27 protein-coding genes are annotated in these 25,225 nt (G+C 66.3%); 5 read left to right on the top strand and 22 right to left on the bottom strand.

From position 1 onward, the window contains the following. Nucleotides 1-9: 9 nt before the first annotated feature. The 13 genes from BM198_RS11860 to acs form a co-directional block, all read right to left on the bottom strand. Complete coding sequence (locus BM198_RS11860; RefSeq protein WP_044412286.1) at nt 10-300, bottom strand: hypothetical protein; 291 nt, start codon at nt 298-300, stop codon at nt 10-12. A gap of 85 nt (nt 301-385) precedes the next feature. Next, nucleotides 386-1,732: an N-succinylarginine dihydrolase gene (gene astB / locus BM198_RS11855; protein ID WP_074970147.1), complete on the bottom strand. Its 1,347-nt coding sequence runs from the start codon at nt 1,730-1,732 to the stop codon at nt 386-388. Next, on the bottom strand, nt 1,729-3,192 hold the full coding sequence (gene astD, locus BM198_RS11850; RefSeq protein ID WP_074970145.1) for a succinylglutamate-semialdehyde dehydrogenase: 1,464 nt from the start codon (nt 3,190-3,192) through the stop codon (nt 1,729-1,731). Before astD ends, astB begins: the two co-directional genes overlap by 4 nt. Next, nucleotides 3,189-4,214: an arginine N-succinyltransferase gene (gene astA / locus BM198_RS11845; RefSeq protein ID WP_044412295.1), complete on the bottom strand. Its 1,026-nt coding sequence runs from the start codon at nt 4,212-4,214 to the stop codon at nt 3,189-3,191. The genes astD and astA overlap by 4 nt, the downstream gene beginning before the upstream one ends. Before the next feature lie 72 nt (nt 4,215-4,286). Continuing rightward, complete coding sequence (gene aruF, locus BM198_RS11840; RefSeq protein ID WP_044412298.1) at nt 4,287-5,303, bottom strand: arginine/ornithine succinyltransferase subunit alpha; 1,017 nt, start codon at nt 5,301-5,303, stop codon at nt 4,287-4,289. 144 nt (nt 5,304-5,447) lie between these two features. Then, nucleotides 5,448-6,668 (bottom strand): aspartate aminotransferase family protein, encoded by a 1,221-nt coding sequence (locus tag BM198_RS11835; RefSeq protein ID WP_074970143.1) that lies wholly within the window; start codon nt 6,666-6,668, stop codon nt 5,448-5,450. A gap of 360 nt (nt 6,669-7,028) precedes the next feature. Next, the gene (argR, locus tag BM198_RS11830) at nt 7,029-8,009 is read right to left on the bottom strand and encodes a transcriptional regulator ArgR (protein ID WP_074970141.1); all 981 of its coding nucleotides are present in this window, start codon (nt 8,007-8,009) and stop codon (nt 7,029-7,031) included. A 30-nt stretch (nt 8,010-8,039) separates the two neighbouring features. Then, nucleotides 8,040-8,804, bottom strand: coding sequence for an arginine/ornithine transport ATP-binding protein AotP (gene aotP / locus BM198_RS11825; protein ID WP_044412306.1), 765 nt, complete (start codon nt 8,802-8,804; stop codon nt 8,040-8,042). A gap of 24 nt (nt 8,805-8,828) precedes the next feature. After that, a complete protein-coding gene (locus BM198_RS11820; RefSeq protein ID WP_074970138.1) occupies nt 8,829-9,941 on the bottom strand; it encodes a succinylglutamate desuccinylase/aspartoacylase family protein in 1,113 nt (370 codons plus the stop codon). A 4-nt stretch (nt 9,942-9,945) separates the two neighbouring features. Continuing rightward, the gene (locus BM198_RS11815; RefSeq protein WP_044412311.1) at nt 9,946-10,644 is read right to left on the bottom strand and encodes an ABC transporter permease; all 699 of its coding nucleotides are present in this window, start codon (nt 10,642-10,644) and stop codon (nt 9,946-9,948) included. Nucleotides 10,645-10,660: 16 nt separating this feature from the next. Next, nucleotides 10,661-11,350 (bottom strand): ABC transporter permease, encoded by a 690-nt coding sequence (locus tag BM198_RS11810; RefSeq protein ID WP_044412314.1) that lies wholly within the window; start codon nt 11,348-11,350, stop codon nt 10,661-10,663. Nucleotides 11,351-11,523: 173 nt separating this feature from the next. Continuing rightward, complete coding sequence (locus tag BM198_RS11805; protein ID WP_044412316.1) at nt 11,524-12,306, bottom strand: ABC transporter substrate-binding protein; 783 nt, start codon at nt 12,304-12,306, stop codon at nt 11,524-11,526. A gap of 546 nt (nt 12,307-12,852) precedes the next feature. Then, entirely contained in the window at nt 12,853-14,808 is a 1,956-nt protein-coding gene (acs, locus tag BM198_RS11800) for an acetate--CoA ligase (protein ID WP_044412319.1), read from the bottom strand. 515 nt (nt 14,809-15,323) lie between these two features. On the opposite strand from acs, the gene BM198_RS11795 reads away from it, so the two are divergent. Next, nucleotides 15,324-15,680 (top strand): SMR family transporter, encoded by a 357-nt coding sequence (locus tag BM198_RS11795; protein WP_044412322.1) that lies wholly within the window; start codon nt 15,324-15,326, stop codon nt 15,678-15,680. Further along, nucleotides 15,677-16,006: a multidrug/spermidine efflux SMR transporter subunit MdtI gene (gene mdtI / locus BM198_RS11790; RefSeq protein ID WP_044412325.1), complete on the top strand. Its 330-nt coding sequence runs from the start codon at nt 15,677-15,679 to the stop codon at nt 16,004-16,006. The genes BM198_RS11795 and mdtI overlap by 4 nt, the downstream gene beginning before the upstream one ends. A gap of 45 nt (nt 16,007-16,051) precedes the next feature. On the opposite strand, the gene BM198_RS11785 is transcribed toward mdtI, so the two are convergent. From BM198_RS11785 to BM198_RS11755, 7 genes are all read right to left on the bottom strand, one after another. Beyond that, nucleotides 16,052-16,477, bottom strand: a complete 426-nt coding sequence (locus BM198_RS11785) for an organic hydroperoxide resistance protein (RefSeq protein ID WP_044412328.1) — start codon at nt 16,475-16,477, stop codon at nt 16,052-16,054. A 187-nt stretch (nt 16,478-16,664) separates the two neighbouring features. Then, a complete protein-coding gene (locus tag BM198_RS11780; protein ID WP_044412331.1) occupies nt 16,665-16,979 on the bottom strand; it encodes a hypothetical protein in 315 nt (104 codons plus the stop codon). 136 nt (nt 16,980-17,115) lie between these two features. Further along, entirely contained in the window at nt 17,116-17,448 is a 333-nt protein-coding gene (locus tag BM198_RS11775) for a YnfA family protein (RefSeq protein WP_074970136.1), read from the bottom strand. A 43-nt stretch (nt 17,449-17,491) separates the two neighbouring features. After that, nucleotides 17,492-17,920 carry a hypothetical protein gene (locus BM198_RS11770; RefSeq protein WP_074970134.1) on the bottom strand — a complete coding sequence of 143 codons (429 nt, stop codon included), beginning with the start codon at nt 17,918-17,920 and terminating at the stop codon, nt 17,492-17,494. Nucleotides 17,921-17,988: 68 nt separating this feature from the next. Beyond that, nucleotides 17,989-19,155 carry an MFS transporter gene (locus tag BM198_RS11765; protein ID WP_074970132.1) on the bottom strand — a complete coding sequence of 389 codons (1,167 nt, stop codon included), beginning with the start codon at nt 19,153-19,155 and terminating at the stop codon, nt 17,989-17,991. 100 nt (nt 19,156-19,255) lie between these two features. After that, nucleotides 19,256-20,068, bottom strand: coding sequence for an SDR family oxidoreductase (locus BM198_RS11760; protein WP_074970130.1), 813 nt, complete (start codon nt 20,066-20,068; stop codon nt 19,256-19,258). A gap of 148 nt (nt 20,069-20,216) precedes the next feature. Continuing rightward, nucleotides 20,217-20,594: a DUF2784 domain-containing protein gene (locus BM198_RS11755; protein WP_074970128.1), complete on the bottom strand. Its 378-nt coding sequence runs from the start codon at nt 20,592-20,594 to the stop codon at nt 20,217-20,219. Between the two features lie 175 nt (nt 20,595-20,769). Between BM198_RS11755 and BM198_RS11750 the strand changes: the two genes are divergently transcribed. Continuing rightward, nucleotides 20,770-20,928 (top strand): DUF3309 family protein, encoded by a 159-nt coding sequence (locus BM198_RS11750; RefSeq protein ID WP_044412351.1) that lies wholly within the window; start codon nt 20,770-20,772, stop codon nt 20,926-20,928. 71 nt (nt 20,929-20,999) lie between these two features. Here BM198_RS11750 and BM198_RS11745 read toward each other — a convergent pair whose 3' ends face one another. Further along, complete coding sequence (locus BM198_RS11745) at nt 21,000-22,667, bottom strand: cation acetate symporter (RefSeq protein ID WP_074970126.1); 1,668 nt, start codon at nt 22,665-22,667, stop codon at nt 21,000-21,002. Continuing rightward, nucleotides 22,664-22,975: a DUF485 domain-containing protein gene (locus BM198_RS11740; RefSeq protein WP_044412356.1), complete on the bottom strand. Its 312-nt coding sequence runs from the start codon at nt 22,973-22,975 to the stop codon at nt 22,664-22,666. The genes BM198_RS11745 and BM198_RS11740 overlap by 4 nt, the downstream gene beginning before the upstream one ends. Nucleotides 22,976-23,198: 223 nt before the next feature. On the opposite strand from BM198_RS11740, the gene BM198_RS11735 reads away from it, so the two are divergent. Continuing rightward, a complete protein-coding gene (locus BM198_RS11735; RefSeq protein WP_044412359.1) occupies nt 23,199-23,420 on the top strand; it encodes a DUF2061 domain-containing protein in 222 nt (73 codons plus the stop codon). A gap of 115 nt (nt 23,421-23,535) precedes the next feature. Continuing rightward, nucleotides 23,536-25,086 carry a glycoside hydrolase family 17 protein gene (locus BM198_RS11730; RefSeq protein ID WP_074970124.1) on the top strand — a complete coding sequence of 517 codons (1,551 nt, stop codon included), beginning with the start codon at nt 23,536-23,538 and terminating at the stop codon, nt 25,084-25,086. Nucleotides 25,087-25,225 lie beyond the last annotated feature (139 nt).

The following is a 25,225-nucleotide window of genomic DNA, read 5'->3' as shown; positions in this document are numbered from 1 at the left end:
CGCGCGTCCTCAGTGGTCGTGGTTGCAGTCCGGCCCGTGTACGTGGCCGTCTTCGTCGTCGGCGTCGGCCGGTTCCATCTCCAGCTGCAGGCTCACCAGGTTGGTGGCCAGCGGGCGCAGCAGCAGGTTGGCGTACTCGGTATCGCCCTCCTCCACGTCAACGCCGATCAGCAGTTGGCCGTTGCCGGCGGTCTGGATCCAGACCTCCTTGCCCTGCCAGACCACGGCAAAACGGGTGCAGGACGTTTCCAGCTGGGTGCCGTCGGTGTCTTCGAGGATGAGTTGCAGGGCGTCGGACATGTGTAGAACTCCAGGATCGTAAGGCTGAGAGCGGCGGGCGGGGCGGAGGGTTCCGAGGAACACCTCACCGCCGGCCGCACGCCGCTCAGTTCAGTTGGAACGGATAAACGGCGCCCAGTTTAAGGATCTGGGTGAGTTCATCCAATGCCGTGCGGCATTCGGTGAGCAATTGTGGATCAGCCAGGTCGCTTTCGCTCAGGCGATCGCGGTAATGCTTCTCCACCCAGGCGGTCAGGGTGTCGTAGAGCGAGGGGGTGAGGATGACGCCCGGGTTGACCGCCGCCAGCTCGTTGTCCTTCAGGGCCACGCGCAGGCGCAGGCACGCCGGGCCACCGCCGTTCTGCATGCTCTGCTTGAGGTCGAAGACCTTCACCTCGCGGATCGGGCCGTCCTCGGCGGTCAGGGTCTGCAGGTAGTGCCACACCCGCGCGTTGTTGCGGCACTCCTCGGGGACGACCAGCAGCATGCTGCCGTCGGCGCGGCTGAGCAGCTGGCTGTTGAACAGGTAGGAACGCACCGCGTCCTCCACCGTCACCGCCTCGCGGGGCACGCACACGGCCTGGAAGCGACCACCGACGCGGCCCAGCTTGTCGTGCAGCTCGGCCAGCACCTTGTCGGTCTCCAGGAAGGCGTCCTGGTGATGGAACAGCACCTCGCCATTGCCCACCGCGATCACGTCGTTGTGGAACACGCCCTGGTCGATCACCGCCGGGTTCTGCTGGGCGTAGACCACACCGGCCTCGCTCAGCCCGTGCAGGCGCGCGACCGCCTGGCTGGCCTCCAGGGTCTGCCGCGCCGGGTAGCGCGAGGGCGCCGGGAAGCGGCTGTCGAAGGCGCTGCGGCCGAACACGAAGAACTCCACGCCGGCCTCGCCATAGCCCTTGCAGAAACGGGTGTGGTTGGCCGCGCCTTCGTCACCGAACTGCGCCACCGCCGGCAGCGCGGCGTGGTGGGCGAAGTGGCGCTCGTCGGCGAACATCGCCCCCAGCACGCGGCTGGTGGTGGGGTGCTCGATGCTGCGGTGGAACTTGCAGTTGAGGTTGGCAGCGGTGAAGTGCACGCGGCCGTCGGCAGTGTCGGCGCCGGGGCTGACGGTGCAGGCGTTGGCGGTCCACATGCTGGATGCCGAACTGCAGGCGGCCAGCAGCGGCATGGCCTCACGGGCGGCCTTCTCGATCACCTGGGCGTCGGTTCCGGCGAAGCCGAGGCTGCGCAGCGCGGCGACGTTGGGGCGCTCCTGCGGGGCGAGCACGCCCTGCTGGAAGCCCATGTCCATCAGCGCCTTCATTTTCGCCAGGCCCTGCAGGGCGGCTTCCTTGGGGCTGGAGACGGCCTGGCTGTTGCTCTGCGACGCCACGTTGCCATAGGACAGGCCACCGTAGTTGTGGGTCGGGCCGACCAGACCGTCGAAGTTCACTTCATGGGCGCTCATAGGCTGACTCCAGGCGTCAGGGTTGCAGGCAGGGCGAGGGTTTCGCTTTCCAGCGAGGCGACCGGGTAGGCGCAGTAGTCAGCGGCGTAGTAGGCGCTGGCGCGATGGTTGCCCGACGCGCCGACGCCACCGAAGGGCGCGCTGCTCGCGGCCCCGGTCAGTTGTTTGTTCCAGTTGACGATGCCGGCGCGGCTCTCGACGAAGAAGCGCTGGTACAGCTCGCGGGAGTCCGAGAGCAGGCCGGCAGCCAGGCCGTACTGGGTAGCGTTGGCCTCGGCCATGGCGGCCTCGAAGCCGTCGTAGCGGATCACCTGCAGCAGCGGGCCGAAGAACTCTTCGTCCGGACGCTCGGCCACGGCAGTGACGTCGAGGATGCCGGGGGTCAGCAGCGCGGCGGTCTCCAGCGGCTGGGACATGGCCAGCAGCGCCGTGGCGCCCTGGGCGATCAGGTGCTCCTGGGCCTTGAGCAGGTGGCGCGCGGCCTCCAGGGAGATCACCGAGCCCATGAAGGGCGCCGGCTGGGCGTCGAAGGCGCCGACCTGGATGCTCGCCGCCACCGCCACCAGCCGCGCCAGCAGCGCGTCGCCCCAGGCGCCGACCGGCACCAGCAGGCGGCGGGCGCAGGTGCAGCGCTGGCCGGCAGAAATGAAGGCGGACTGGATGATGGTGTAGACGGCGGCATCGACATCGGCCACCTCGTCCACCACCAGCGGGTTGTTGCCGCCCATCTCCAGCGCCAGGATCTTGTCCGGGCGGCCGGCGAACTGCTGGTGCAGCAGGTTGCCGGTGCGGCTGGAGCCGGTGAAGAACAGGCCGTCGATGCCCGGGTTGCCGGCCAGGGCGACGCCGGTTTCGCGGCCGCCCTGCACCAGGTTGAGCACACCGGCGGGCAGGCCCGCCTCGATCCAGCACTGGACCGTCAGCTCGGCCACCTTGGGGGTCAGCTCGCTGGGCTTGAACACCACGGCATTGCCGGCCAGCAGCGCGGGCACGATGTGGCCGTTGGGCAGGTGGCCAGGGAAGTTGTAGGGGCCGAACACGGCGACCACGCCGTGGGGCTTGTGGCGCAGCATGGCGGTGGCGTCGGCCAGCGGGCCGCTCTTCTCGCCGGTGCGTTCGCGGTAGCTCTGGATGGAGATGGCGACCTTGTTGACCATGCTGGTCACTTCGGTGGCGGACTCCCACAGCGGCTTGCCGGTCTCCTCGCCGATGCAGCGGGCCAGTTCGTCGGCCCGGGTCTTGAGGGTGGTGGCGAAGCGTTCGAGAACGGCGATGCGCGCGTCCAGGCTCAGGCGGGCCCAGGCCGGGAAGGCCGCACGGGCGGCAGCCACGGCGGCTTCGACCTGTTCGGCGCTGGCGCCCTGCCCGCTCCAGACGGATTCCTGGGTGACCGGGTTCAGCGAGTCGAAGGCCTCGCCCTGCCCGGCCTGCCAGGCGCCTGCGATGTAATGGGTGCTCATTTCACGGACTCCTTGGCCGACAGGGGCACGGCGCGAACCGAGGCGCCAGCCGAGAGTTTCAGGCGCTTGGCGGTGTCGGCGTCCACCACCAGGGTGCCGGCAGCCAGACGCGCCGGAGCGGCGGTGACGCGGCAATCCTCGCGCTTGCGGTTGTGGATCAGGTACGGCGTGGCGTCCTCGCCAGGGGTGCCGACGGCCAGCACTAGCGCCTGGCTGTCCTGCACGGCGCGGATCTTCGCGGTCTGGCATTCGATGGCCGGGCCGGCGTCGAAGATGTCGACGTAGCCCTGGAAGCTGAAGCCCTCGCCCTTGAGCATCGCCAGGGCCGGCTCGGTGTCGGTGTGCACGCGCCCGATCACGTCCCGCGCCGCCTCGGAGAGGAAGCAGGTGTAGAGCGGGAACTTGGGCATCAGCTCGGCGATGAAGGCCTTGTTGCCGACGCCGGTGAGGTAGTCCGCGCGGGAGAACTCCATCTTGAAGAAGTGCCGGCCCAGGCTCTCCCAGAACGGCGAGACGCCGTGCTCGTCGGACATGCCGCGCATCTCGGCGATCACCTTGTCGCCGAACAGCTCGGGGAACTCGGCGATGAACAGGAAGCGTGCCTTGGACAGCAGGCGACCGTTGAGGCCGGTGCGGTAGCCGGCGTGCAGGAACAGCGAGCACAGCTCGGAGTTGCCGGTCAGGTCGTTGGCCAGGAACAGCGTGGGGATCTGCCGGTGGATGTTCAGCTCCTGGGAGGCGCTGACGGTCAGCCCGACGCGGTAGTTGTACCAGGGCTCGCGCAGGCCCACGGCGCCGGCCACAGCGGAGATGCCGACGACCTTGCCGTCGTCGTCCTCGAGCACGAACAGGTAGTCGGCATCGGCCCGCTCGGCTTCGCCACGGAATGCCTTCTCGGCCCAGCCCACACGGTGGGTCAGGCGCTCCTCGTTGGCGGGCAGCGTGGTCAGGCCGGCGCCGGTGCTGCGCGCCAGGTCGATCAGGGCCGGCAGGTCGGCGCTGCGTACGGGACGAACGATCATAGTCACTCCGTTAGAGCTTCGTGCTGCGAGCGGCAGGTCGGGCGGCACGCCGCCCAGGGCTGGCACTCGGGGTTAAATCGCCACCAGGCGCACGCTGGCGCCCTCGCCGACGCCCAGGGCTTCGGCGGCTTCGGCGGTGAGTTCCACCGGCTTGCCCGGGGCCCAGTCCAGCTCGGCCACCACAGCGCGGAAGTCCTGCAGCTGACCGTTGCTCACCAGGTACTGGCGGCCCACCTTGGGCGCGGCACCGATGCGCACCGGCACCACGCGGCTCTGGGCGATGGAACGGATGCCGGACGTGCGGGCGTGCAGGGTCGGGCCACCGTCGAAGATGTCGATGTAGTTGTCGGTCTCGAAGCCTTCGCGCATGAGGATGTCGAAGGTGATCTGCGCGCGCGGGTGCACCTGCCCCATGGACTCCTGGGCCTCGTCGGGCAGCAGCGGCACGTAGATGGGGTAGTTCGGCATCAGCTCGGCGAGGAAGGTGCGGCTCTTCAGCCCCGACAGGCGCTCGGCCTCGACGTAGTTGAGGTCGAAGAAGTTGCGCCCGACGGCGTTCCAGAACGGCGACTCACCCTGGTCGTCGCTGTAGCCGACGATCTCCACCACCACCGCATCGGCGAAACGCTCGGGGTGGCTGGCCATGAACAGCAGGCGGCCGCGGGAGTTGAGTTCGGCGAAGGCGGTGTTCACCAGGTCGCGCTCGACGTAGAAGCTGGTCAGCAGGCTGTTGCCGGTGAGGTCGTGGCACAGCGAGAGGACGTGGATCTTGTTGTGGATCTTCAGCTCCCGGGACGCATGCACGAAGGTCTCGTTGCGGAAGCTGTAGAAGGGCTCGGAGAAACCGGCGGAGGCGACGATGGCGGAGCAGCCCACCAGGCAGCCGCGCTCGGTGTCTTCCAGCACGAAGAAATAGCTCTCCTCACCGTTGAAGCTCACTTCGGCAGCGAAGGACGCTTCGGAGGCGGTGATCTTCTCGCCCAGGCGACCGGCGTCGTCCGGGAGGGACGTGACACCCACGGGGCTGTCCGCGGCCAGTCGCTGAACATCGGCGAGGTCGGCCATTTGCGCGGGGCGCATCACCAGCATGGGAGTCACTCCTTCAATAAAGGCTCCGGCGGCGCCGTTGGCCGACCGGAGAAAACGGCGGCCAATGGGCCGCCGATCACGCATGAAAAACCTTCATCCCTGGTTGTGCGGCGCGGCACCTCCTGTGCCGCGCCTTCCGGGCCCTCAGGCCTGGGTCAGCTTGGCCACGGCGCGCTCGAAGCGGTCCAGGCCTTCGTCGATGTCGGCGTCCGGGATCACCAGGCTGGGCGCGAAGCGCACCACGTCCGGGCTGGCCTGCAGCACCATCACGGCCTCCTTCTCGGCGGCGTTGAGCACGTCCTTGGCCTTGCCTTTCCAGGCATCGGCCAGCACCGCGCCGATCAGCAGGCCCAGGCCGCGCACTTCGGTGAACAGGCCGTACTTCTGGCCGATGGCCTCGAGGCGTGCCTTGAAGCGCTCGTGCTTGGCGGTGATGCCGCTGAGCACTTCGGGGGTGTTGATCACGTCCAGCACCGCTTCGGCCACGGCGCAGGCCAGCGGGTTGCCACCGTAGGTGGTGCCGTGGGTGCCCACGGAGAGGTGCTTGGCGATCTCGGTGGTGGTCAGCATGGCGCCGATGGGGAAACCGCCACCCAGGCTCTTGGCGCTGGAGAGGATGTCCGGGGTCACGCCGTAGTGCTGGTAAGCGAACAGGTGGCCGCTGCGGCCCATGCCGCTCTGCACTTCGTCGAACACCAGCAGGGCGTTGTGCTCGTCGCACAGCTTGCGGGCGCCTTCCAGGTAGGCCTGGTCGGCCGGCAGCACGCCGCCCTCCCCTTGCACGGGTTCGAGGACCACGGCGCAGGTCTTGTCGGAGATGGCGGCCTTCAGGGCTTCCAGGTCGTTGAACGGCACATGGGTGATGCCTTCCATCTTCGGACCGAAGCCGTCGGAGTACTTCGGCTGGCCGCCCACCGTCACGGTGAACAGGGTGCGCCCGTGGAAGCTGTTGGTGGCGGCGATGATCTCGTGCTTCTGCGGGCCATAAACGTCGTGGGCGTAGCGACGGGCCAGCTTGAACGCGGCCTCGTTGGCCTCGGCGCCGGAGTTGGCGAGGAACACGCGCTCGGCGAAGGTGGCGTCCACCAGCTTCCGGGCCAGGCGCAGGGCCGGCTCGTTGGTGAAGACGTTGGAAACGTGCCAGATCTTGTTGGCCTGGTCGGTCAGTGCCTTGACCAGTGCCGGGTGAGCATGCCCCAGGGAGTTCACGGCGATGCCGCCGGCGAAGTCGATCAGTTCACGGCCGCTCTGGTCCCAGACGCGGGAACCCTGGCCTCGCACCGGGATGAACGCGGCGGGGGCATAGTTGGGGACCATCAGCTGATCGAAATCGGCGCGCTCGACCTGCGCATGCTCAACGGACATCAGTTTCTCCTGCCTGAAGCGGCTAGTGGTGAAAGGATTGTAGGGAGTGATCCGGGGTTGGCATTGCCGCCAAGCGACAACTTCTTACAGCCCAAACCCGCGAAAATCCGAGGCTTTCGGAAATGCGACAGAAAGCGTCGGGAAGGCGCAGTTTAAACGCGGATCGCCACAGGACGCACGGGGCACAGCGTATTCGCCACGGGATGACCGGCGGGTATCCGTCATGCGCAAGGACACGGGGCGAGACGGCGCATCGAGACGCCATACACCGGCACAGAGCACCCTCGACCGGGGCTGCCAGCACAAGGAAGACAGGAACGAGGCGCCGGGCGCTGCATACCGCCCGCCCGGCACCGGTGATCAACCGCGCTCGGACAGTGCCGGCTGGTTGTCGAAGGGGCCGCCGCTGCGCCGCTGGTTGCGGTCTTCGCGGGGGGTGACGCCGAAGAAGTTGCGGTAGGCGCTGGAGAAGTGCGGGCCGGAGGAGAAGCCGCAGGACAGACCGATCTGGATGATCGACTTGCTGGTCTGCATCAGCATCTGCCGGGCCTTGTTCAGGCGCAGTTCCAGGTAGTACTGGCTGGGCACGCGGTTGAGGTACTGCTTGAAGATGCGCTCCAGCTGGCGGCGCGACACGCACACGTGCTGGGCGATCTCGTCGGTGGTCAGCGGCTCCTCGATGTTGGCCTCCATCAGCAGCACCGCCTGGGTGAGCTTCGGGTGGCTGGAGCCGAGGCGGTTCTGCAGCGGGATGCGCTGGCGTTCGCCGCCTTCGCGGATGCGCTCCACCACCAGTTCCTCGGACACGGCGCCGGCCAGCTCGGCGCCGTGGTCACGGGCCAGCACCGCCAGCAGCAGGTCGAGCACCGCCAGGCCGCCGCAGGCGGTAAGGCGGTCGCGGTCCCAGTCGAACAGGTGGCTGGTGGCGATGACCTTGGGGAAGCGCTCGCTGAAATCATCCTGCCAGCGCCAGTGCACCGCCGCGCGGTAACCGTCCAGCAGGCCCAGTTGCGCCAACGGGTAGACCCCGGCGGAGAGCCCGCCCACCACGCAGCCGGTGCGGGCCACCTGCTTCAGTGCCGTGGCCAGCCCAACGGACACCGTCGCCGGTGGCTCGTCGGCCAGCAGGAACAGGCGTGTCAGCCCTTCCAGCTTGCCGGTCCAGGGCTCGCCCGGCAGGCGCCAGCCGCCTTCGGCCGGTGCCTCGGCCTGGAGGAAGTGCAGGTCGTAGACCACTTCCGGGTGCAGGCGCTGGGCGACGCGCAGGGCCTCCTCGGCCAGCGCCAGGGTCATGGCCTTGGTGCCGGGCCAGAGCAGGAAACCGATTCGTTGGGCAGTCATGGCAGGCAGCTTAGCCTCAGTCGGCACGATTTACTTGAGGCTTCCGGAGAGGAACTGCTTGAGCCGCTCGGATTGTGGATTGGCCAACACATCCTTCGGGCAGCCGGTCTCTTCGACCACGCCCTTGTGCAGGAAAATCAACTGGTTGGACACCTCGCGGGCGAAGCCCATCTCGTGGGTGACCACCACCATGGTGCGGCCTTCCAAGGCCAGGTCCTTCATCACCTTGAGCACCTCGCCCACCAGTTCGGGGTCGAGGGCGGAAGTGGGCTCGTCGAACAGCATCACCTCCGGCTCCACCGCCAGGGCGCGGGCGATGGCGACGCGCTGCTGCTCACCGCCGGACATGTGCGCCGGGTAGGCGTCCTTGCGGTGGGCCACGCCGACCTTGGCCAGGTAGTGCTCGGCCTTCTCGATGGCTTCCTTCTTCGACACGCCGAGCACGTGCACCGGCGCTTCGATGACGTTCTCCAGGGCGCTCATGTGCGACCACAGGTTGAAGTGCTGGAACACCATGGCCAGGCGCGAACGCATGCGCTGCAGCTGCTTGGGGTCGGCCGCCTTGAGGCCGCCGTCCTTGTTGGCCACCAGCTTGAGCTCCTCGCCATTGAGCAGGATCTTGCCGCCGTGGGGCTGCTCCAGCAGGTTGATGCAGCGCAGGAAGGTACTTTTGCCCGATCCGCTCGAGCCGATGATGCTGATCACATCGCCCGCCTTGGCGGCCAGGGAGACGCCCTTGAGGACTTCATGGCTGCCGTAGCGCTTGTGCAGGTCTTGGACTTCCAGTTTGTACATGGTCTCGGTCTCGATGCGATTGGATCAGTCGCTCAGCAAGCGTCCCTGACGAATGGGTTCACGGCCGGCCACCTTGGCCAGCCAAAGTCCGGGTTGGGCGAAGCGGGTGCGCTCACGGGCGAACAGCACGCCGTCCACCGTGGCGCACACCGTGGAATGGCGGTCGCTCAAGGGGTCGATCACTTCGAACAGCGGCTCGCCAGCCCTGACCCGCGCACCGGCAGGCTGCAGGAAGCTGACCACACCGGCGTGGGGCGGATAGAGCAGTTCGGTGCCCTCGAAGGGGGTCGGCTCGCACCGTGCCGGCGGCGCGGCCGGCCAGTCACCGTCGATCAACCCGTGCTCGGCGAGCACTGCGAGAATGGCCTCGGCGCGAGCCTCGGACAGCGGGCGGTCGGTATCGGCCACGCCGCCCAGCTCGACCGTGCTGGCCACGCAGGCCAGCGGAATCGACGCCTGCGGGAAGCGCCGGGCCAGGCGCAGCCAGGGCAGCGAGCAGGCCTCGTCGAAGGAGCTGCCACCGGACTCTTCAGCGGTGAGCACGGCCGCGGCCCCCAGGCGGGCCGAGAGCCCGGCCAGCGGCGCGGCGTGCTGCGGCAGGCAGTACAGGTGCACGGCCGCCTCCAGGTCGCAATGCAGATCCAGCACCAGGTCGGCGTCGCAGGCATGGGTCAGCAGCAGGCGCTGCAGGCCCTCCAGCTCCGAAGTGGCCGGCGGCAGTTGGCACAGGGCGGCCTGCATGGCCTCGCGGATGGTGGTGCGGTTGGCATCGGCATCATCACCCAGACGCCCTTCAAGGCCGGCCTCGATCTGGGCCGCCAGGCCGACGAAGCCCCGGTTGAAGTTGCGCCCGCTGGTGAACTCGAAACGGCCCAGGTGAGTGGCCTGCAGCACCTGGCCGAGGCCGATGGGGTTGGCCACCGGCACCAGTTCGATGCAGCCGGTCAGGCGGCCTTCGGCCTCCAGTTCGGCCAGGCGCCGCTTGAGCTCCACCGCCACGCGCATGCCCGGCAGTTCGTCGGCATGCAGGGACGCCTGCAGGTACGCCTTGCGCGCGCCGGCGCCGAAGCGGAAGACGCTCAGCTGGCGGCGGGTACCGGGCAGGCCCCAGGGCAGTTCGTGATCGATGCGCTCCATGGCATCAGGCCTTGCGCGGAGCCAGGTAGGCCAGCCAGCGGCGCTCGGCCAGCTTGAACAGGCGCACCAGGATGAAGGTCAGGCACAGGTAGAACAGGCCGGCGGTGATGAACGCCTCGAACGGCAGGTAGTACTGCGAGTTCACGGTGCGCGCGGCGCCGGTGATGTCCACCAGGGTGACGATGGAGGCCAGGCTGGTGGTGTGCAGCATCATGATCACTTCGTTGCTGTACTGCGGCAGCGCACGGCGCAGGGCCGAGGGCAGCAGGATGCGGCGGTACAGTTTGGCGCGGGACATGCCGATGGCCTTGGCCGCTTCGATCTCGCCGTGGGGCGTGGCCTTGAGGCTGCCGGCGAGGATCTCGGCGGTGTAGGCACTGGTGTTGATGGCGAACGCCAGGCAGGCACAGAAGGTGGCGTTGGACAGGTAGGGCCAGAGCCAGCTTGCGCGCACGGCCTCGAACTGGGCCAGGCCGTAGTAGATGAGGAACAGCTGCACCAGCATCGGGGTGCCGCGGATGACGTAGGTGTAGAGCCAGGCCGGGAAGTTGACCATGGGCTGCTTGGAGACCCGCATCAGCGCCAGGGGCACGGCCACCAGCAGGCCGACGGCCAGGGAAATGGCCAGCAGCTTGAGGGTCACCAGCACGCCGCTGAAGTAGAGCGGCAGGTTCTCGTAGATGACGGTGTAGTCGAAGATCACGGATGCGCCCTCTCGCTCACAGATCGGCGGCCTTGATGCCGACGGAGTAACGTTTTTCCAGGAAGCGCAACGCCAGCAGCGACACGCTGGTCAGCACCAGGTACAGACCCGCCACGGCCAGGAAGAAGGTGAAGGGCTCGCGGGTGGCGTCCGCCGCGCTCTTTGCCTTGAACATCATGTCCTGCAGGCCCACCACGGACACCAGCGCGGTGGCCTTGGTCAGCACCAGCCAGTTGTTGGTGAAGCCGGGGATGGCGAAGCGAATCATCTGCGGCACGAGGATGCGGAAGAACACCTGGCGACCGTTCATGCCGTAGGCGAAGCCGGCCTCGCCCTGCCCTTTCGGGATGGCCATGAAGGCACCCCGGAAGGTCTCGGACAGGTAGGCACCGAAGATGAAGCCGAGGGTGAAGACCCCGGACCAGAACGGGTCGAGGTCGATGTAGTCGTCATAGCCGACCATCGGCCCCACCAGGTTCACCACCTGCTGGCCGCCGTAGAAGATCAGCAGGATCAGCACCAGGTCGGGAATGCCGCGGACCACGGTGGCGTAGGCATCCCCCATGATGGCCAGCCAGCGCACCGGCGACAGGCGGAAGGCCGCGCCGACCAGGCCGAGCAGGATGGCCATGGACATGGAGGACAGCGCCAGCAGCAGGGTGAGCCAGGCACCCTCGAGAATGGTCGAGCCGTAGCCGTTGAGCATGTTTCAGGTCCTCTTGCAGCGCCCCAGGTGAAACCGGACAGCACCGCTGCAATGAAAAAGTGGCACAACCTGCAGGTTAGCCGCCGACCGTGACGCCCGGTCGCGCGGTGCCGTGGTCGCACGCGCGACCTCAACGTCCTGGTTGTGCCACTTCCGGGGAAGGGCGGAGGGGATTACTCGCCGTAGATGTTGAACTGGAAGTACTTGTCCTGGACTTCCTTGTACTTGCCGTTGGCACGGATGGCGGCGATGGCGGCGTTGATCTTGTCCGCCAGGGCCTTGTCGCCCTTGCGAACGGCGATGCCGGCGCCTTCACCGAAGTACTTCGGATCGGTGTAGTCCGGGCCTACCAGGGCGAAGCCCTTGCCGGCTTCGGTCTTGAGGAAGCCGTCGTCGATGTTCACGGCATCGGCCAGGGTCGCGTCAAGGCGACCGGCGGTCATGTCGAGGAACACTTCGTTCTGCGAGCTGTAGCGCACCACTTCGATGCCGGCCGGGGCGTAGACCTCGGTGGCGAAGCGGTCGTAGGTGCTGGCGCGCTGGACGCCGACCTTCTTGCCCTTCAGGTCCACCAGCGGGTCGTTGATCACAGTGCCGGCCTTCATCGCCAGCTTGATCGGGGTCAGGTAGTAGCGGTTGGTGAAGTCGACGGACTTCTTGCGGTCTTCGGTGATGGTCATCGAGGACAGCACGGCGTCGAACTTGCGCACCTTGAGGGCGGGGATCAGGCCGTCGAACTCCTGCTCGATCCACTGGCACTTGACCTTCATCTCTTCGCAGAGGGCGTTGCCGATGTCGTAGTCGAAGCCGGTGATCTTGCCGTCCGGGGTCTTGAAGGCGAAGGGCGGGTAAGCGGCCTCGATGCCAATGCGCAGGGGCTTGGAATCATCGGCAGTGGCTGCCAGCGGCGACAGCAGGGTCAGCGCCAGAGCGCCGAGAAGGGCAATCTTCTTCATGTTTGACTCCTTGGAATAGGGAAGCATCTGCTGGCAGGAGAGATCGTGCCCAGACCATTCAGCGAATTGTAGAAATAGGCGCGGAATTTACCTTGATTGAACTCAGGGAAATGGCCTTGGCCGGGTGAGCGGCATTCTAGCGACAGCCCTAAAGTCGATATTTCTTCAATGCGACAACAAATTACAAAAGGCCAGGACGGCCGGGAGGGAGAGGTTGACAGCAACCCACTTTCGTGACTAGGCAGTTCAATTCAGAACCTTTTGGAAAAGCAATTACCAGACCACTTTCCAACACCCCCAGTAAAAACGGGCGCTCCAGCCCGCTACCGGGCTGCCAGCCCCACCTCATTCAGCACCAGCCCGGGGCAATCTGCTCCCAGGCGCCCCAGAATGGCGCGCAAGGTTACACCCCGACTGTTACCGCTCGCTATCCCCCGTTGCCACACGCCTGCCGCTGGCACCGTCCGATATCAATCGACCAGAAGCAGAACGCCCCGCCGGGCTTGTGGCCGGGCGGGGCGTTCGCTGGAGCGGGAGGTCGCCGGGTCAGGCGGCCTGCATGGTGCGATGGGTGTCGATGAGGTGCTGCACCACGCCAGGATCAGCCAGCGTGGAGATGTCGCCGAGGGTGTCGTACTCGGCCACGGCGATCTTGCGCAGGATGCGGCGCATGATCTTGCCGGAGCGGGTCTTGGGCAGGCCGGGTGCCCACTGGATCACGTCCGGTGTGGCGATGGGGCCGATCTCGCGGCGCACCCACTGCTTCAGCTCCTGGCGCAGCGCTTCGGAGGATTCCACGCCGGCGTTGAGGGTGACGTAGACGTAGATGCCCTGCCCCTTGATGTCGTGGGGGACACCGACCACGGCGGCCTCGGCGACTTTCGGGTGGGCGACCATGGCGCTCTCGATCTCGGCGGTGCCCATGCGGTGGCCGGAGACGTTGAGCACGTCGTCGACGCGGCCGGTGATCCAGTAGTAGCCGTCCTCGTCGCGACGGGCACCGTCACCGGTGAAGTACATGCCCTTGAAGGTCTTGAAGTAGGTGTCGACGTAGCGGTCGTGGTCGCCGTACAGGGTACGGGCCTGGCCCGGCCAGGAGTCGATGATCACCAGGTTGCCTTCGGCGGCGCCCTCGATCAGGTTGCCCAGGTTGTCCACCAGGGCCGGCTGCACGCCGAAGAAGGGCCGCGCGGCAGAGCCCGGCTTCAGGGCGTGGGCACCCGGCAGCGGGGTCATCAGGCAGGCGCCGGTCTCGGTCTGCCACCAGGTGTCGACGATCGGGCAGCGGGACTGGCCGACGTTCTCGTAGTACCAGTGCCAGGCTTCCGGGTTGATCGGCTCGCCCACCGAACCCAGCAGGCGCAGGCTGGAGCCGTCGGCACCGGCCACGGCAGCCTTGCCCTCGGCCATCATCGCGCGGATGGCGGTGGGGGCGGTGTAGAGGATGTTGACCTTGTGCTTGTCGATGATCTTGGCGACGCGGCTGACGTCCGGGTAGTTCGGCACGCCCTCGAACATCAGGGTGGTGGCGCCGTTGGAAAGCGGCCCGTACACCAGGTAGGTGTGGCCGGTGACCCAGCCGATGTCGGCGGTGCACCAGAAGACTTCGCCCGGGCGGTAGTCGAACACGCGCTCATGGGTCAGCGAGGCGTAGACCAGGTAGCCGCCGGTGGTGTGCAGCACGCCCTTGGGCTTACCGGTGGAGCCGGAGGTGTAGAGGATGAACAGCGGGTCCTCGGCACCCATCTCCTTCGGCAGGCACTGGCTGGAGGCGACCTTCATCAGGTCCTCGTACCAGACGTCGCGGTGCGGGTTCCACTTGATGGTGGAGCCGGTGCGCTTGACCACGATGAGCTTCTGGACGCTGTTGGTCTCGGGGTTGGTCAGGGCGTCGTCGACATTGGCTTTCAGCGGGGTCTTCTTGCCGCCACGCAGGCCTTCGTCGGCGGTGATCACCACCTTGGACTTGCAGTCGATGATGCGACCGGCCAGGGCCTCGGGAGAGAAGCCGCCGAAGACCACGGAGTGGATGGCGCCGATGCGGGTGCAGGCCAGCATGGCCACCACCGCTTCGGGGATCATCGGCATGTAGATGGTGACCACGTCACCGCGGTGCACATCCTGGCCGCGCAGGGCGTTGGCGAATTTGCACACTTCTTCGTGCAGCTCGCGGTAAGTGATGTTGCGGTGCTCGGACGGGTCGTCGCCTTCCCAGATGATCGCCAGCTGGTCGCCGCGCTCGGCGAGGTGACGATCCAGGCAGTTGGCGGAGAGGTTGAGGGTGCCGTCGGCGAACCACTTGATGTCGACGTGGTGGTCGTCGAAGGAGGTCTGCTTGACCTTGGTGAACGGCTTGATCCAGTCGATGCGCTGAGCCTGCTCGCGCCAGAAACCATCGGGGTTGATCACCGACTGCTGGTACATGGCCTTGTAGGTCGCCTCGTTGGTCAGCGACTTTTCAGCCACCTCGGGACGCACCGGATACAGTGAAGCAGCACTCATGTCTCATACCTCGACGGGTAGTTGTTTTTGTATGCCGTCTTTTGTATCCCCCGCCTGTCAGTGGGGCCATTCGACCATGGTCTTACCGGACTTGGACCATGGTCTAAGCCCCGTGGAACGGGCCATCCAGCGCGTTTTCCAGGTGCCTCTGGCAGCGTCTGCCGCTCCAGGGCGCCGAAGCCCCAGAACGATCAATAAAGCGAACAGGTTTTTGCCAACCCCGAAAGCAGGCGCGCTCAAACCCGTAACAATCGCGGAAATATTTAGCCAAAATCTATCGATTGATACGCATGGATACCTAAAGTTAATATTCCGTTCATTATGTTGAACAGCCACTCCCCTTCCCTGTCCTTCTCCCGTCTGGTGTCCCGCGAGGGCCACTGGACCGGCGACCTGTAGCGCCCCTCCCATTCGGGCCGGACGACTTCGGCCACCTGCGCCCTGCGCACACCCGAAACCGATACACGGGCGATTCGCCATTGCCGGCGAGCCCGCAATGCCCATGGGAGGGCACCATGCGTTCCTGGATCTATCTTCTGACGGCGATCTTCTTCGAGGTCGTCGGCACCACCTCCATGTCCTTTGCCAACGAAAACAACCCGGTGCTGGGGCACCTGCTGATGTACGGGCTGATCGGCCTGTCGTATTTCTTCCTGGCACTGGCCGTCAAACGCGTCCCGGTCGGGGTCGCCTACGCCCTCTGGGAGGGCATCGGCATCGTGCTGATCACCGCCGTCAGCGTCGCCTGGCTGGGGGAAAGCCTCGGCCTGGCCAAGGCGCTGGGCATCGGCGTGATGATCGCCGGCATCCTGCTGATCAAGTTCGGTACCCACAGCTCGACCGAGCCGACTCGCCAGGAGGTGGCAGCATGAGCACCGTGACCTGGATTCACTTCGCCTGGCTGGGCGTGGCCATCGTCCTGGAAGTCCTGGCCAACATCCTGCTCAAGTACTCCGACGGCTTCCGCCGGCGCCTGCTCGGCGGCCTGTCCATCCTCTGCATCCTCGCGGCCTTCACCGCGCTGGCCCAGGCGGTGCAGGGCATGGAGCTGTCGATGGCCTACGCCATCTGGGGCGGCTTCGGCATCATCGCCACCGTTGCCCTCGGCTGGGCCCTGTTCGGCCAGCGGCTGGCCTGGCGCGGCTGGCTCGGCCTGAGCTTGCTGGTAGGCGGCATGACCCTGCTGAAACTCGCCTGACATGAAAAAGGCCCCGTGAGGGGCCTTCTTCATTTGTGCCGGCGGTCAGACCAGGGTCAGGGTGACGTCGATGTTGCCGCGGGTGGCGTTGGAATACGGGCAGACGATGTGGGCCTTGTCCACCAGTTCGCGGGCCTGGGCCTTGTCCATCCCCGGCAGGCTGATCTGCAGCTCCACCTCGATGCCGAAGCCGTTGGGGATGGCGCCGATGCCGACGATCCCTTCGATGGAGGCGTCAGCCGGCATCGGGTACTTGTCCCGTGCCGCGACGAACTTCATCGCGCCGATGAAGCACGCCGAGTAACCGGCCGCGAAGAGTTGCTCGGGGTTGGTGCCCGAGCCGCCGGCACCGCCCAGTTCGCGCGGGGTGGTCAGGGCGACGTCCAGCACGCCATCGGAGGAAACGGCACGGCCATCACGGCCACCGGTGGCTTCTGCGTAGGCGCGGTATACGACGTTTTCGATGCTCATGGTGCGGTCCTCGTGATCAGGTTGCGTTGGGGTAGATCCGATTCGATTTGCGCGATTTTATTTAGCGCTCAAATCTTCATGGCGATAAATTTATCGCTCATTAATTTTGCGCGCAAGATATTTCATTGGATCGTTTCGCTATGGCCTCATTCCAGCAAGGCATAAGCCCAGCGCAGCGCCCGCGCGCCTAGCGATGAAAACCCGCTCGGCTGAGCGCCTGGGTCAGTGCCAGGGCGTATTGCCCCTGGCAATGCAGCCGCCCCTGCCCGTCTGGCAGGCCGAGCCCGAAGCCTTCGTCACCCTCGCCGAAATAGAGGATGCCGTTGGGCAGTTCGGCCACCACCAGCACATCCTCCGGCTCGCCGGAGCGCAGGCGGGTGCAGGCATAGAAGGGCACGCGGCAGGCGGCGAACACCACCTGCTGGGCAGGCGAGCAGTCGCACAGGTGCTGGAACACCAGGTTCTTGATTTCGACGGTCGAAAACGATTGGCAGGTATCCATGGCGGGTCCGTCCTGCTTGTTATGGTTGAGCGGGCCTGACGTAGGGATCTTCGAACACCGAGTGCGAAAATCTAGCAGTCGCAGGGCGGCTTTCCACCCCAACCGGTAACAGGATCAGACGAACGCGACGGAGGGGTCAGGACGAGGAAACGCGCGGCCCGAGCAGGATGATGGCGGCACCGATGATGCAGAGCGCCGCGCCCAGCCAGTCGCTGGCCAGCGGGCGGGTACGCTCGACGAAGGCCAGCCAGCAGAGTGACGCGACGATGTAGACCCCGCCGTAGGCGGCGTAGGCCCGCCCCGCGTAGGCCGCTTCGACCCGGGTGAGCAGGAGGGCGAACAGGGTGAGGCTCAGCAGCCCGGGGGCGATCCACAGCGCACTGCGTCCAAGCCGCAACCACATCCAGAAGGCGTAGCAGCCGGCGATCTCGAACAGCGCCGCGAGAAAGAACCACAGGTAGTTGAGCATGGGTGCCTCCAGGGCGAGTGCGACCGGGGCCGGCCGCCTGATGTCAGCCGCGCAGCGCGCCTTCTCGTTCCCAGGCGCAGCGTACGCGCAGGCCGGCTTCCTGCGGGCTGTGGAAGCCCTGCTCGCTTTCCCAGCGGAAGGTGTGGGTGCCGTTGAGCTCCGTCTCCAGGTGCACCACGGCGCTGCCCCAGTAGAGCTGCTCCAACAACGCCTCGAACTGCTTCACCCAGAGGTTCCACTCGTACTCGATGGCGGGGTAGCTGGCGCCGAAGTGAATCACCTGGGTCTGGTAGAGGCCAAGCCCGGGGCGACGGCTGAAGGAGAACATCTCGCGGCCAAGGAAGGGCCAGATATCGCCGGCAGGCAGGCGCTCGATCACCTCACGATTGGTCTCGCGGCGATGATCCAGCACCTCGGGATCATCGGACGGCCAGTCGCGGATGCAGCCATAGACGATGGATTCAGAGTCCACACAAGCACTCCAGGAAAACTGAGGCAGCCTTCTAACACAGGGCCGGCGGCCAGGAAAGGAACTGCGCGCTATTTCCGCGCATCCGCCCTGCCGCGCCCCAGCAGCCAGGCCAGCACGCAGAGCAGCGAGGCCAGCGCGGTGATGACCATGAAGGGCCCCTGGTAGTCGCCCGCCAGGTCCCGGCCGAGGCCGGCGAGCACCGGCGTCAGGCTGCCGAGGCTGTAGCCGGCGAACAGCATCATCGCCGTCCAGCGGCTGACGGCGAGGGAGCTGTTCACCTCATAGAGCGGCAGCACCATGGCCAGGGAGAAGGAGCCGGAGAGCCCCAGGCCCAGCAACAGCGCCCAGAGCTCGGGCACCTGGGTCGGCGCGAAGGTGATCATCGCCAGGCACAGCGTGCTGATGAAGCCGCAGGCCAGCAGCAGGTGATAGCGGTTGCCGAAACGCTGGGCCAGCCAGGGCAGCACGAAGGAGCTGGGCAGCCCCATCAGCATGAACAGGCTGAACAGGCTGTTGCTGCGCAGGCTGCTGAAGCCGGCCTCACCGTAGCGGGCCACCAGCCAGGTGGCCAGGGCGTAGAACAAGCCGGCCTGGATGGCGAAGAAGGCGGTGATCAACCACGCACGCGGCTCACGCCAGGGCAGGCCAGCCGTCCCGCCCTCCTCGGCTTTTTCGGCACGGTTGGGCAGGCACAGCCAGAGCAGCATCGCCACCCCGGCGGGAATGGCCCAGGCGGCCAGGCCCAGGTGCCAGCCACCCTGGGCCAGCACCACCACCGGCTCGGTGAGCACCGCACCGGCTGCACCGCCCACGGTCATGCTCAGGGCATACCAGGCGACGACCCGGCCGACGTGGTCATGGAAATGGCGCTTGATGAAACCCGACATCAGCGGGCCGGCGATGGCGATGCCGGCGCCCAGGGCGGCCGCGCTGCCGATCAGCACGGCGCTGTGGTGCGACCCGAGACGGGCCGCCAGGGCCAAGCCGATCAACCCCAGGCAGCCGGCGATGACCCGCTCCAGCCCGAAGCGCACAGCCAGGCGTGGCGCCAACGGGGCCAGCAGCCCCATGCAGAGGACCGGCAGTGCGGTGGTCAGGCTGATCAGCCCGCGGCTCAGGGACAACTCGGCAGCAATGCGCTCGATGAGCGGGGCGAGGGAGGTGATGCCGGGGCGAAGGTTGATCGCTCCCAGCACCAGGGCGAGCATCAGGAGGGCTCGGGATACAGGTTTCACAGGGCTTCCAGGGTCGTCGACAGGCAGGTCGGGGAGCGGAACCCTACTACTCCCCTCCCCGGCCAGGCAAGGCTGGAAGCCCCAGAAATTGACCGATCGATCAGGACGCCTGGCGGTTCCTGGCGCGCATTTTCTCGGCCATGGTGGCCATTTCGTCGTAGAGGGCCTGGGGGTTCTTCTGCTTGATGGTCCAGGCCATCCGGCCCTGTTCGTGGGGCAGGATCATGAAGGTGCCGGCGGCCACTTCGTCGTAGATATAGCTGGCGATGTCGGCGGCGCTGATCGGCGAGCTTTCCAGCAGCTTGCCCACCTGCTGCTTCATGGCCGGGGTCGGGCCACGGAAGGAATCCAGCAGGTTGGTCTGGAAGAAGGATGGGCAGACCACATGGACGCCGATGCCCTCCTGGCGCAATTCGATCAGCAGGCTTTCCGACAGGGCCACCACGCCGGCCTTGGCCACGTTGTAGTTGCTCATGGCCGGGCCCTGCATCAGCGCCGCCATGGAGGCGATGTTGACGATGCGCCCACGGCTCTTCTGCAGCAGCGGCAGGAAGGCCTTGCAGCCCTTGACCACGCCCATGAGGTTGATCGCGATCTGCCAGTCCCAATCCTCCAGGGACAGTTCCTCGAAGAAGCCGCCGGAGGCGACGCCAGCGTTGTTGACGATGATGTCGATGCCACCGAGCTTCTGCTCGCAGGCCTGGGCGAATGCGGTGAGCTGGCTGTAGTCACGCACGTCGCAACGCTGGGTGAAGCCATCGCCGCCGGCTTCGCGAACCAGGGCGAGGGTTTCTGCCAGGCCGGCCTCGTTGACGTCGGACAGGGCGAGCTTGCTGCCTTCGCGGGCCCAGCGCAGGGCAATCTCGCGGCCCAGGCCCGAGCCGGCGCCAGTGATCATGATGCGGTTGTGCATGGTGAGGGTGCCTTCTGCTGTGCTAGATGCCCGCAGTGTAGCGAGGCCCCTGGCGCCGAAGCGCGAAATCAGGACGCTGAATGACCGGTGCAAAACGTTGCTTCACGGGCTTGCGCAGCGCCCCGCGAGCGGCATCCCCGAGAACGCGTCAGAAGGCCGTGCGGCGCTTCAGTCCACGCCACAGCACCAGCCCGTAGACCAGCAGGTTGAGACTGATGACCACGGCGCCCAGCCAGAGCTGGATGGCGTCGGTCAACCCGGCCGGGTAGATCACCGGCAGGATGTAGCGCTCGACGAAGCCACCGGGGTAGCCCGACTCGCCTGCCGCGTGCCGCAAGCTGTTTTCCAGGTCCGTCAGCGGACAGCGCAGGTGCAGCAGTTCCACGCAGGCGCCCCAGGCCACGGCCGGCAGATGCAGCATCGCCATCCAGTTGCGCATCAGCACAGCCAACCCACCCAGCAGCACGAAGAGAATGAAGGCCAGGTGCACCAGCACCACCGCATCCGCCGCGACCCGTTCGATCATCCGCTCGCTGTCGGCGCATCCCCGCGCCGCCTCCTTGATAAGGCTGGAATGAAAACACCCTGAACCCGCTGCGCACCGCTGAAGTCGGAACACATAGGCACGGGTAGAAAAGGCCGCAAAGCCTCGCCGCCCTGCGCCAGGAAGTCCAGAACCAATCAGAAACAAGGAGTCCACCATGGGCCTGAGCACCATCCTGCTGCTGATCCTGATCCTCCTGCTGGTCGGCGGACTGCCGGTCTTCCCCCACTCCCGCTCCTGGGGCTATGGCCCGTCCGGTATCGTCGGTGCGCTGCTGGTGATCCTCATCGTGCTGATGCTGCTGGGCCGCATCTAGCGCGGCGAACGGCCGGCTCGGAAAAGAAAAAGGGCAGCCAGTGGCTGCCCTTCTTCTTGTTGGCCGAGCGATCAGTGGGCGACGGCACCACTGGCACCCAGGCCGGTCTGGGAGCGGACGAACTGCGGGAAGAAGCGCGCACGCTCTTCATCAGCGGCCGTGGACTTGTCGGTGATGGAGAAGAACCAGATACCGACGAAGGCCACCAGGATGGAGAACAGGGCCGGGTACTCGTAGGGGTAGATGGCTTCGGCGTGGCCGAGGATCTGAACCCAGATGGTCGGGCCGAGGATCATCAGCGTGACGGCCGTTACCAGACCCAGCCAGCCACCGATCATGGCGCCACGGGTGGTCAGCTTCTTCCAGTACATGGAAAGGATCAGCACCGGGAAGTTGCAGCTGGCGGCGATGGAGAAGGCCAGGCCCACCATGAAGGCGATGTTCTGCTTCTCGAACAGGATGCCCAGGCCGATGGCCAGGACGCCCAGTGCGACGGTGGTGATCTTCGAGACGCGCAGCTCATCCTTCTCGTTGGCCTTGCCCTTCTTGACCACGGAGGCGTACAGGTCGTGGGACACGGCCGAGGCGCCCGCCAGGGTCAGGCCTGCCACGACCGCGAGGATGGTGGCGAAGGCAACGGCGGAGATGAAGCCGAGGAACAGGCTGCCACCCACGGCGTTGGCAAGGTGCACCGCCGCCATGTTGTTGCCGCCGACGAGGGCGCCGGTGGCGTCCTTGAAGGCCGGGTTGGTGCTGACCAGCAGGATGGCGCCGAAGCCGATGATGAAGGTCAGGATGTAGAAGTAGCCGATGAAGCCGGTGGCGAAGAACACCGATTTGCGGGCTTCCTTGGCATCGCTCACGGTGAAGAAGCGCATCAGGATGTGCGGCAGGCCAGCGGTGCCGAACATCAGCGCCAGGCCCAGGGAGATGGCCGAGATCGGGTCCTTCACCAGGCCGCCGGGGCTCATGATGGCCTCGCCTTTCGGGTGGACCTTGATGGCCTCGCTGAACAGGGCGGCGAAGTCGAAGTTGACGTGCTTGAGCACCATGATCGCCATGAAGGAGGCGCCGGAGAGCAGCAGCACGGCCTTGATGATCTGCACCCAGGTGGTGGCCAGCATGCCGCCGAACAGCACGTAGCAGACCATCAGGATGCCCACCAGGACCACGGCGACGTGGTAGTTCAGGCCGAACAGCAGCTCGATCAGCTTGCCGGCACCGACCATCTGCGCGATCAGGTAGAAGGCCACCACCACCAGCGAACCGCAGGCGGAGAGGGTGCGGATTTCCTTCTGCTTCAGGCGGTAGGAGGCGACGTCGGCGAAGGTGTACTTGCCGAGGTTGCGCAGGCGTTCGGCGATCAGGAACAGGATCACCGGCCAACCGACGAGGAAGCCGATGGAGTAGATCAGGCCGTCATAGCCCGAGGTGAACACCAGCGCGGAAATGCCCAGGAAGGACGCGGCGGACATGTAGTCGCCGGCGATGGCCAGGCCGTTCTGGAAGCCGGTGATGCTGCCGCCGGCGGTGTAGAAGTCGGCAGTCGACTTGCTGCGCTTGGAGGCCCAATAGGTGATGCAGAGGGTGAAGCCGACGAAGGCCACGAACATGACGATGGCGGACACGTTCACCGGCTGGCGTTGCACATCGCCTTCGATGGCACCGGCTGCCCAGAGTGCCGGCGCGGCGACCATCAGACCCGCGGCGGCAAGAAGCGAGAGAATACGCGCGCTCATTGCTGCGCCTCCTTGAGGATTTCCTGGTTCAGCCGGTCGAACTCGCCGTTGGCGCGGCGCACGTAGACACCGGTCAGGACGAAGGCGGTGAGGATGATCCCGACGCCGATCGGAATGCCGAGGGTGATCGGCGAGTCGGCGCTGAGGCGCATGCCCAGTACCTGCGGCTCGAAGGCGATCAGCAGGATGAAGGCCAGGTAGAGGCCGAGCATGATGGCAGAGAGCAACCAGGCGAAACGTTCACGCTTGGTCACCAGTTCCTTGAAGCGCGGATTCTCGTGAATCCGTTGGTAAATGCTGTCGTTCATTTTGTTGTTGTCCTCCACAGCACATGGGTGGTGAAAGCAACTCTAGATCGACCATGCACGGGTGACAGACGACCTTAGTCGTAGCGCCGCCGCTTTCTAGACCAAGGTCGTACACCCTTGATTGACCGGGGCTATCGTCACCATTCCCGCGTTGCATTTCCTTCCGCGTCGCACGGCCATTAGCCTGGCGAACATGAATCATTCGCAACTGCGGAACGCCATCATGCTCAAGACCGTGACCTTCACCCTCATGCACTTCGGCATCGCCTTCACGGTGGCCTACCTGCTCACCGGCAGCGTGACGGTCGGCGGCCTGGTGGCCCTGGTGGAACCCTTGGTGAACTCGGTGGGTTTCCACCTGCACGAGAAGCTCTGGAAGCGCCTGGAAGCCCGGGGTATCGATGGTGCGAACGGCTTTGCCGGCTGGGGTCATCGCCACGCCTGAGGGCATCGGTAACGACTCGACACAGGCAGCGGCGGATCGGAAGGAAAGGCACATTCCTACGCAGGGTGCTAATCCGCTAAGATTCGGCGCTTTGCCGCCAGTCGCGACACATCCAATGAGCCCAACCAGCCGATTCCCCCTGTTTCCCTACCTGTTCGCATCTCTGATCGCCCTGTTGTCGCTCGCCGGCCTCTGGTACGGCCAGGGCAAGCCGGTGATCCTGCCGGACGCCGCCACGCCGACCCACAAGCTGCAATGCGCGTCCTACAGCCCGTTCGACAAGGACCAATCGCCGTTCGACCAGCCGTTCGTCCTGCGCCCCGAACGCATGGATGCCGACCTGGCGCTGCTGGCGACGCGCTTCCACTGCGTGCGCACCTATTCGATGACCGGCCTCGAAGCCATGCCGGAGCTGGCCCGCAAGCATGGGCTGAAGCTGATGCTCGGCGCCTGGGTCAACGGCAACCCGGTGGACACCGGCAAGGAAATCACCGCGCTGGTGAAAGCCGCCAACGCCAACCCGGACGTGGTCGAGGCAGTGATCGTCGGCAACGAGACCCTGTTGCGCAAGGAAGTGACCGGCGCCCAGCTGGCCAAGCTCATCACCGAGGTGAAAGCCCAGGTGAAGCAACCGGTGACCTACGCCGATGTGTGGGAGTTCTGGCTGCGCCATCCGGAGGTGGCTCCGGCGGTGGACTTCCTCACCATCCACCTGCTGCCCTACTGGGAAGACGACCCGGCGGGGATCGACGAGGCCCTCGCCCACGTCGGCGAGATCCGCGAGGACTTCGGCAAGCGCTTCGCGCCCAAGGACATCCTGATCGGCGAGACCGGCTGGCCCAGCGAGGGACGCCAGCGCGAAACCGCCCTGCCCAGCCGTGTCAACGAGGCCAAGTTCATCCGTGGCTTCGTCCACATGGCCGAGGAAAACGGCTGGCGCTACAACCTGATCGAAGCCTTCGACCAGCCCTGGAAGCGCGTCAGCGAAGGTGCGGTGGGCGGCTATTGGGGTCTGTTCAGCGCCGACCGTACTGAGAAAGGCGTGCTGGCCGGGCCGGTCTCCAACCTCCCCCACTGGCCGAACTGGCTGGGCGCCAGCGCCCTGTTGTTCCTGGTCGCCCTCGCTCTGGGTGGCCGCCCCGCCTCGGTGCGCGCGGCCTGGCTGATGCCGCTGCTGGCCGCCCTGGGCGCCGGCAGCATCGGCATGTGGGCCGAGCTGACCCGCGTGACCGCACGCTATGCCGGCGAGTGGGCCTGGGCCGCCGCCATCGTGGCGCTGAACCTGGTGGTGCTGGCCCACGGTGTGCTGAGCCTGTCCGCCCGGGGTGCAGCGCGTGAACGCCTGTTCGCCTGGCTGGAAGCCCGTGGCGGCTGGTGGCTGCTCGGTGCCGGCTTCGTCGGCGCGGTGCTGATGCTGGGCCTGGTGTTCGATGCGCGCTACCGCAGCTTCCCCAGCGCAGCACTGCTGCTGCCGGCGCTGTTCTATCTCGCCCGCCCGGTCAGCGCCTCGCGCCGCGAGACGCTGCTGCTGGCCCTGATGATCGGCCTGGGGATCATTCCCCAGCTCGTCGAGGAAACCCTGGGCAACATCCAGGCCATCGGCTGGGCGGCCACCGCCCTGCTGATGACCCTGGCGATGGTTCGCAGCCTGAAGCTGACACGCTGACACCGGCTGGATCGCTCGAAGAGCCCGCCTCATGGCGGGCTTTTTGTTGGGAGTCGAACGGAGGCTGCAGCGCCCGCCCATGAGCGAAGCAGGGACGTAGGTGCAGACATCTGGAGGCAGGTCAGGATGGTTGCCGCCA

Source organism: Metapseudomonas otitidis, assembly GCF_900111835.1.
In the GTDB taxonomy this organism is placed as follows: domain Bacteria; phylum Pseudomonadota; class Gammaproteobacteria; order Pseudomonadales; family Pseudomonadaceae; genus Metapseudomonas; species Metapseudomonas otitidis.
The sequence above is the reverse complement of the archived record's forward strand: the minus strand, read 5'-3'. Positions and strand labels throughout refer to the sequence as shown.